This is a genomic window from Thermoplasmata archaeon (genome assembly GCA_035632695.1).
Lineage (GTDB): Archaea > Thermoplasmatota > Thermoplasmata > RBG-16-68-12 > RBG-16-68-12 > RBG-16-68-12.
In genome coordinates, this window is sequence record DASQGG010000143.1 from 1 (window position 1) to 7,467 (window position 7,467).

At 67.4% G+C, this 7,467-nt stretch carries 8 protein-coding genes and 1 tRNA gene; 5 read left to right on the top strand and 4 right to left on the bottom strand.

Annotation, left to right across the window (positions count from 1 at the left end; translation table 11 throughout):
- The 3 genes from VEY12_09170 to VEY12_09180 all read right to left on the bottom strand — a co-directional run.
- The coding region (locus VEY12_09170; GenBank protein ID HYM40293.1) for a DUF885 family protein at nt 1-562 on the bottom strand (562 nt) is incomplete at its 3' end.
- Nucleotides 563-600: 38 nt separating this feature from the next.
- Nucleotides 601-1,377 (bottom strand): dihydroorotate dehydrogenase electron transfer subunit, encoded by a 777-nt coding sequence (locus tag VEY12_09175; protein ID HYM40294.1) that lies wholly within the window; start codon nt 1,375-1,377, stop codon nt 601-603.
- Nucleotides 1,370-2,278 (bottom strand): dihydroorotate dehydrogenase, encoded by a 909-nt coding sequence (locus VEY12_09180; protein ID HYM40295.1) that lies wholly within the window; start codon nt 2,276-2,278, stop codon nt 1,370-1,372. Before VEY12_09180 ends, VEY12_09175 begins: the two co-directional genes overlap by 8 nt.
- Before the next feature lie 101 nt (nt 2,279-2,379).
- Here VEY12_09180 and VEY12_09185 point away from each other — a divergent pair, with 101 nt between their 5' ends.
- The 3 genes from VEY12_09185 to cgi121 all read left to right on the top strand — a co-directional run bounded on the left by VEY12_09185 (nt 2,380) and on the right by cgi121 (nt 5,353).
- Nucleotides 2,380-2,607 carry a hypothetical protein gene (locus tag VEY12_09185; GenBank protein HYM40296.1) on the top strand — a complete coding sequence of 76 codons (228 nt, stop codon included), beginning with the start codon at nt 2,380-2,382 and terminating at the stop codon, nt 2,605-2,607.
- Nucleotides 2,608-2,714: 107 nt separating this feature from the next.
- On the top strand, nt 2,715-4,862 hold the full coding sequence (locus tag VEY12_09190) for a DEAD/DEAH box helicase (protein ID HYM40297.1): 2,148 nt from the start codon (nt 2,715-2,717) through the stop codon (nt 4,860-4,862).
- Nucleotides 4,859-5,353 (top strand): KEOPS complex subunit Cgi121, encoded by a 495-nt coding sequence (gene cgi121 / locus VEY12_09195; GenBank protein HYM40298.1) that lies wholly within the window; start codon nt 4,859-4,861, stop codon nt 5,351-5,353. The genes VEY12_09190 and cgi121 overlap by 4 nt, the downstream gene beginning before the upstream one ends.
- A 17-nt stretch (nt 5,354-5,370) precedes the next feature.
- On the opposite strand, the gene VEY12_09200 is transcribed toward cgi121, so the two are convergent.
- Nucleotides 5,371-5,454: transfer RNA gene (locus VEY12_09200), tRNA-Leu, on the bottom strand.
- A 119-nt stretch (nt 5,455-5,573) separates the two neighbouring features.
- Here VEY12_09200 and VEY12_09205 point away from each other — a divergent pair.
- Nucleotides 5,574-6,515 carry an MBL fold metallo-hydrolase gene (locus VEY12_09205; protein ID HYM40299.1) on the top strand — a complete coding sequence of 314 codons (942 nt, stop codon included), beginning with the start codon at nt 5,574-5,576 and terminating at the stop codon, nt 6,513-6,515.
- Nucleotides 6,496-7,407: a hypothetical protein gene (locus VEY12_09210; GenBank protein ID HYM40300.1), complete on the top strand. Its 912-nt coding sequence runs from the start codon at nt 6,496-6,498 to the stop codon at nt 7,405-7,407. Before VEY12_09205 ends, VEY12_09210 begins: the two co-directional genes overlap by 20 nt.
- Nucleotides 7,408-7,467: the final 60 nt, after the last annotated feature.

Genomic DNA, 7,467 nt, shown 5'->3' on the forward strand with positions numbered 1-7,467 from the left:
CCTGGAGTCTGGCGAACTCCGCCGCGGGGAGCGCCTCCTTGCCCGTGGCCTCGACGATGCCCAGGAAGGCGGGCGTCTGCTGGGCCGACTCGATCCCAATCTCGGACCAAAGCCGCGTGGGCTTGCGGACCCGGCTCTTCGTCTCCCGGAGGTACTGGGGACCGCGCTCGAGCCGCCCCGTGATGCTCGCCAGCCGCTCGGGCAGGGGCGCGAAGTTGCGCATGAAGACGAGGAACACGGCGCTCCCGAGGTCCTCCGCGCCGCTGGGTCGCGACTCCCATATCCGGAGTTCCTCGTTTTGGAAGATCCAGAGGCGGAGTGCGTTCCGCAGGACGCCGTGGTCGATCCGCTTCCCGGGGGAGAGCGTCTTGGGATCGAACCGTTCCAGGTGGCGCAGTGCCTCCTTGGTCCTGCGGGTCTCCTCCTGGACGGCCTCGTACGTGCCCTTGGGGAGGAGGTGATCGTAGCGGTGGATCCCGACCGAGGTCGCCATGAGCGGGTCCCACTTCGTGTACCAGTCGAAGATGCTCTTCACGAAACCATCGAAGGCGGCATCGGACACGGGCCGCGGCAAGGGAGTTCGCGGATAAAGGGTTGCGCTCAGAGCTCGACGCGGCGGCCGTCCTTCGTCCGCCGGTACGCGCCGAAGTCCTTGGAGGCCGCGAGCTGGGCTCCCGTGAACACGGGGCCGTCCACGCACACGAGACGGTCGTCGAAGGCGCAGGCATCGCAGATCCCGATCCCGCACTTCATGAAGCGCTCCAGGGACGCCTGCACCTTGAGGCCCCGCTTCATCGCCGCGTCGACCACGAGCTTCATCATCTTCTCGGGGCCGCACGTGAGGACCTGATCGAACTTGTGCTTCTCCAGGAGCCGCTCCGCGAGGGAGGGCACGAACCCGTGGAAGCCGCGGGTCCCGTCGTCCGTGGACACGTGGACCTCCCCGGACGCGGACGCGCGATCCACGAAGAGCAGCTCCTCCGCGGTCCGCGCACCGACCGCAGTGGTCACCGCGGCGCCCTGTTGGGCAAACGCCTCGACCGCGGCGATGATCGAGGCCATGCCCGTGCCGCCGGCCACCGCGAGGACCTTCTCGCCTTCGAGCTTGAACGTGTTGCCGTACGGGCCGCGGACGCCGACCCGGTCCCCGGGGCGGAAGGACTGGAGGGCACGCGTCGCATCGCCGTACGCGTGGACCGTGATTCCCTTCACGGGCCCAAGGTACGAGAGGGCCATCGGCAGCTCGTCCTGCCCGGGGATCCAGACCATGACGAACTGCCCAGCGGTCCCGCCGAAGTCCGCGCGGAACCGGTACGTCATCGTGTGATGGCTCTCCGTCACGATCTCGAGGAGCGGGACGACCTGCATCCTAGCCATGGGCGGCCCCCACGGCCTCCGCGACGCTGTGGAAGCCGATGTCCTCCAGGAGGGAAGCCATCTCCTTGGTCGCTCGCTCGAAGACGGCGAGGCCCTGGTCCACGAGCGCGGTGCCGATCTGGACGGCGCTCGCGCCGGCCATGACGTACTCCAGGGCGGCGTGGCCCGAGTCGATGCCGCCCACCCCGATCACCGGGATGTCCACCTTCTCGTAGATGTCGTACACGGCCCGCACGCCGATGGGCCGGATCGCAGGGCCGCTGAGGCCGCCGAACCGGTTCGCCAGGATGGGCATGCGGAGCTCGGGAGCGATGGCCATGGCCTTCACCGTGTTGATCGCGACGATCCCGTCCGCGCCGCCTCGCTCCGCGGCGAGGGCGAAGGAGGCGATGTCCGCGACGTTCGGCGAGAGCTTCGGGAAGACCGGGACGTCCACGGCGTCCTTCACGGCCCGCGTGAACTCCTGGACGGCGTCTTCGCTCTGCGCGATCTCGGTCCCCAGGCCTTTCGCGTGGGGGCAGGACAGGTTCATCTCAATCGCCGCCGCGCCCGCCTCGGCCATGCGTCCCGCGACCTTGGCGTACTCCGCGGCGTCCTTGCCGTACACGGAGCCGATGACGACCGCCTTCGCGGCAAGCGCCTCCAGGAGTTCGGCCTCGAATGCAGCAATGCCGGGGTTCGGCAGGCCCACGGCGTTCAAGAGCCCGGCGTCCAGTTCGACGATCGTGGGATTGGAGTAGCCCTCCCGCGGCTCCGGGCCGATGCTCTTCGTCACCACGGCCCCGGCCCCGGCGCGGTAGACGCGAACGAGGGAGCCTCCGGTCTCATCGAGGAACCCGGAGGCGAGCATCGTGGGATTGCGCAGGCGCACGCCCGCGATCTCGGTCCGGAGGTCCACCATCCGAATCGCGGAAGGGGCGGAGACCCTAAAGGCTTTGGGTGCTAGCGGGAGAAGAGATCATGGGAGCGAGGCGCCATGCGACTGGAGGGGAATCCGAAGTCATGGAGCGGGACGACTACGCCCAGCTCGCTGGCAAACTCGTCCGAATCACGTTGAATCGTGGACTCGACAAGAGGAGGATGGGTGTCTTCTTGGGAGCGGATGCCCAGACGATTCGAGTTTCCGAGTTGTATTCCCGTGGCCATTTCTTGGTCCGGACGATCCCGAGGAGTGAAATCGCCAGGATTCAGACCATCGATCTCAACACGGGCAATTGGGCCGAGGACTAGAGGCGGAACGGCCCGCATCCCGGGACGCGACCGGGGGGCCGGGAACGGACGGGCCTCCGCGGTCCTCCCAGGAAGGTTTATCTCGATTCGCCAGCTAGGCGAGGGAAATGCGCATCGCGGACCTGGGCCTCGACCCTCGCATCGTGGACATCCTGAAGGCCCAGGGCATCGAGGACCTGTATCCGCCGCAGGCCGAGGCGATCGGCCCGGCGCTCCTCGGCGAGAACCTGGTCCTCGCCATCCCTACGGCGAGCGGCAAGTCCCTGGTCGCCTACCTCGCGATCCTGGCTTCCGTGCTCCGAGGGGGCAAAGCCCTCTACATCGTCCCCTTGCGCGCCCTCGCGGCGGAGAAGTTCGAGGAGCTCAAAGCGTTCGAATCGGTCGGGCTCAAGGTCGGCGTGAGCATCGGGGACTACGACTCGCCCGATCCGTCCCTGGAGAAGTTCGACGTGATCGTGGCGACGTCGGAACGCGCGGACTCGCTCCTGAGGCACCGGCTCAACTGGCTCCAGGAGCTGACCGTGGTCGTCGCCGATGAGGTCCACCTGATCAACGACGCGGACCGCGGCCCGACCCTGGAGGTCACCCTGGCGAAGCTGCGGCAGGTGAACCCCAAGGCCCAAGTCCTCGCCCTGAGTGCGACGATCAAGAACAGCGACGAGCTCGCGCGGTGGCTCGAGGCCGAGCACATCAGGAGCGACTGGCGGCCCGTGCCGCTCAAGGAGGGCGTGTACTACGACGGCCTCGTGCACTTCACGGACAACTCGGTCCAGGAGATCAAGGCGGGCGAGGACGATCTCACGGGTCTCGTCGAGGACATCATCGGATCCGGAGGACAAGCCCTCGTGTTCGTGAACACGCGGCGCTCGACGGAGGCCCTGGCGAAAAGCCTTGGCACGTACATGAAGTCGAGACTTGACGAGAAGCAGAGGGAGCAGCTCGCCAAGACCGCTCAGAACATCACGCGAGAACAGGACGAGCCCACGTCGATGGCCGCCCGTCTCGCGAAGTGCATCGAGGGAGGCGTGGCATTCCACAACGCCGGCCTCACCAACGCGCAACGCGGACTCGTCGAGAAGGCATTCAAGCGACGCCAGCTGGTTTGCCTCGTCGCCACACCGACCCTCGCGATGGGTGTGAATACCCCGGCCCGCCGCGTGCTGATTCGTGACCTGAACCGGTACGATCTGAACATGGGCCTCTCGCCGATCCCGGTCCTCGAGATCAAGCAGATGGCCGGCCGTGCGGGCCGCCCGAAGTACGACACGTACGGCGAGGCCATCCTGTTCGCCAAAGACATCGACGAGGTGGACGAGCTCATGGACGAGTACTTCCGGAGCGAGCCCGAGGCGATCGAGTCCAAGCTCGGCTCCGAACCCGCCCTGCGCATGCACGTCCTCGCGAGCGTGGCCACAGGCCACGTGCACACGGAGGAGGACCTGTTCGCCTTCTTCAATCGCACCTTCTTCGCGTTCACGGGCGATGTGGCCACGATCCACGGGAAGATCCGCGAGGTCCTCGACTTCCTCGCAAAGGAGGAGTTCCTCACCCGCCAGGACGGTTTCCTCAAGCCCACGTTCTTCGGAAAGCGCACGTCGGACCTGTACATCGACCCGCTCAGCGCGGTCAAGATGCGCGACTCCCTCCTGTCCACGAAGGCGGGGACGTTCTACCACCTGTGGACGATCTGCTCGACTCCGGACATGCCCAAGCTCTATCTGCGCCGCGGCGACTACGCGTGGGTGGAGCAGAAGATCGAGCAGGAGGACCTCACGTTCCCCGTGGAGGACTACGACTTCTTCCTGGCGGAGGTGAAGACCGCCACGTTGCTCGACGATTGGATGACCGAACGGACGGAGGAGGAGGTCACGAAGAAGTTCGGCGTCGGTCCGGGCGATGTGCGGCGGCTTACGGATCAGGCGGAGTGGCTCCTGTACTCCACGGCGGAGCTCGGGAAGATCTTCAACAAGAAGAAGGTCCGCGACCTCACGCGGCTCACGATCCGCGTGCAATACGGCGTCAAGGAGGAACTGCTCGAGCTCATCTCGCTCCGCGGCGTGGGCCGCGTCCGTGGCCGGGCGCTGTTCGCATGCGGCTTCCGCACGTTGCGGGAACTCCAGAAGGCGGATCCGAACGACCTCGCGCGCGTCCCGGCCATCGGTCCCTCCCTGGCGAAGAAGATCAAGGAACAGCTGGGCGAGACCGTGGACGTGAGGGCGATCGAAGGCCAAGCGGGACTGGGGGACTTCGCATGACCCATGCGTGCGCCGGAGCGCACGGGACCGTGGGAGACCGCGACGGGATCCTCCAGCAGGCCGCCGCCTGGGGCCGGGAGCGGACCTCCGAGGTCCTCCTCGCCGACGCATCCGTCGTATTCGGCCGGGAGCATCTGGAATCCGCGGCCTCGCATGCGGAACGCGCGCGGGCTTCTGAGACCATGGCCACGCGGTCCCTCTCCATGGAAGCGCTGCTCTACCTCTCCGGAGAGCGTCAGGTGACAGATGCCGTCCGACTCGCCGGAATCAAGGACGGGACACGGGTCATCGCCGTGCTCGTCTTCGGAAACGCCCCCGTGGAAGACCTCCTCTCCCGCCTTGGTTGGGCGCGGGACGACGCCGTACTCGATGCGCGGGACAAGGACCTGGGAGTCCTAGGGATCACCGCCGCGGAGCGCGACACGGTGCCCGAGGAGCGTGTGGTCGACCTGGCCCTCGAACGGACCGCCCTGGTGGACCTCGAAAAGTGATTCCCGTCTCGGAGGGATGCGGCGGCCAGGATTTGAACCTGGGAACCCCTGCGGGACGGGACCCTAAATCCCGCGCCGTTTCCGTGCTTGGCTACCGCCGCGTCGCGGGGCAGCGGCGCGGGGCTACAAAAGCTTCGGGGCGCATCGCCGCCCAGCGATCCCTAAGGCCCGAGCAGGGGCGTATCTAGCGTCCTGCGGACTACCCACGAGGAAAAGGTACATGGTCCCCCGAGGCTTCGAGGACGCGATGCCGTTCGAGCACCTCCCGTTCGACGCAGAGTCGTACCTGACGGACATCCGGATGTTTCAGCAGGAAGGGTTCGGTGCCATCTACCTGATCGACGACGACCGGAAGGCGATCGTGGAGACGGGCACGTCCCACGAGGTGGACCGACTCCTCGCGGCCGTGAAGTCCTTCGGGCTCACGCCTGCAGACATCGACGCGCTCATCGTGTCCCACATCCACCTCGACCATGCGGGGGGCGCCGGCTTCCTCCTTCCGTCGATGCCCAACGCCAAGGTCTACGTCCATGAGCGGGGATACAAGCACCTGGTCGACCCGACGCGGCTCGTGGCGAGCGCGCTGTCCGCGCTCGGTCCCGAGGCCGAGTACTTCGGGACCATGCGGCCCATCCCGGCGGACCGCCTCGTCTCCGTCCACGACGGCCTCACGCTCGACCTGGGGAAGCACGAGCTCCTGTGCCTGGATTCCCCCGGCCACGCGCCCCACGAGCTCACGATCCTGGACCGCCTCAACGGGTGCGTGTACACGGGCGACGCGGCGGGCCTCTACTTCCCCGGGGACGAGATCCTGATGCCCGTGGCCCCCGCGCCCGCCTTCGACTTGGAGAAGAACCTGCAGACCTTCGAGCGCCTACTCCGGCTCGAGCCGCGCACCCTCCTGTTCAGCCACTCCGGCCCGCACACGAAGCCCAAGGAGGCCATCGAGCGGATGATGACCCTGTACCCGGCGTGGTCCCGGATCGTCAAGGAGCGGCTTGGGACCGCAGGTGAGGACGCCGTCCTCCGGGAGATGTACGAGATGACGGTCCGCGGCCCGAGTCGCTACACGCGGGAGTTCCTCGAGCGCCGCATCCGCACGAGCATCATGGGCCTGGCCGACTACCACGCGAGGATGGAGCATGCTGCCCCCCAGCGTTGAGGAGTCGATTGCGGAGATCGCGGGGGACCACACGAGCGGCGCATCGCGGATCGCGCGCCTCGCCCTGGAGACCATGGCCCTCCTCGTGGTCGAGGAGAAGGGCCGCCCCGGTGGGAAGGACCTCGCGGAGGCCGCCCGGCGGATTTCCGAGGCGCAGCCCGCGATGGCCGTCGTCCACAACGTCGCACATCTGTTCGCCCAGCTCGTCGGGGAGGGCCACGCGCCCTTGGACGTGCGGGCCCAGCTCCTCGCGGAGCTTGACACGGCGCGCGAACGGATCGGCCAAACGTACCTGAAGATCGTCCCGGACCACGCGTCCATCGTGACCACGAGCTTCAGCGACAACGTCCTCGCGTGCCTCCAGGCCGCGCACGCGAAAGGACGCATCTCCCAGGTGACCGTGCTCGAGTCGCGGCCCCTCCTCGAGGGCCGCTTCCTGGTCATCGCCCTCCAGGAGGCGGGCATCCCCGCGCGCCTGGCGGCGGACGGCCTGGGGCCTAGTCTCGTCGAGGAGGCGAGTGCGGTCCTCATCGGGGCGGACGGCGTGCTCCGGGATGGTGCGGTCGTGAACAAGATCGGGAGCTACGGGCTCGCCCTCGGTGCGAAGGCCCATGGCAAGCCCTTCCATGTCGCCTGCGAGACGTTGAAGTTCGACGCCCGCCACGACGCCGCGTCGTGGCCCGGATCGCCACCGATGAACCCGCGGGAGGTGTGGGAGAATCCGCCCGCGTCCGTGGACGTCGTGAACCGGTACTTCGAGCTCGTGCCCGCGAGCCTGGTCACGATGATCGTGACGGAACGCGGGTCATACAGCCCGGACATCGTCAGGACGATGATGGCCCAGGCCAACCGCGGACGATTTCGAACGGCCGAGAAGGATGCAGACCCCTAGCTGCAGTCGCACACGGATGGGGATCCGGCAAGATTGACGGCTTCGTGGTCTCCAAGCCCT

Excerpts from the sequence above, each read along its gene's own strand:
- cgi121 (HYM40298.1), top strand. The coding sequence starts at position 4,859 with ATGACCCATGCGTGCGCCGGAGCGCACGGGACCGTGGGAGACCGCGAC.
- VEY12_09210 (HYM40300.1), top strand. The coding sequence starts at position 6,496 with ATGCTGCCCCCCAGCGTTGAGGAGTCGATTGCGGAGATCGCGGGGGAC.
- VEY12_09175 (HYM40294.1), bottom strand. The coding sequence starts at position 1,377 with ATGGCTAGGATGCAGGTCGTCCCGCTCCTCGAGATCGTGACGGAGAGC.
- VEY12_09180 (HYM40295.1), bottom strand. The coding sequence starts at position 2,278 with ATGGTGGACCTCCGGACCGAGATCGCGGGCGTGCGCCTGCGCAATCCC.
- VEY12_09205 (HYM40299.1), top strand. The coding sequence starts at position 5,574 with ATGGTCCCCCGAGGCTTCGAGGACGCGATGCCGTTCGAGCACCTCCCG.
- VEY12_09190 (HYM40297.1), top strand. The coding sequence starts at position 2,715 with ATGCGCATCGCGGACCTGGGCCTCGACCCTCGCATCGTGGACATCCTG.
- VEY12_09185 (HYM40296.1), top strand. The coding sequence starts at position 2,380 with ATGGAGCGGGACGACTACGCCCAGCTCGCTGGCAAACTCGTCCGAATC.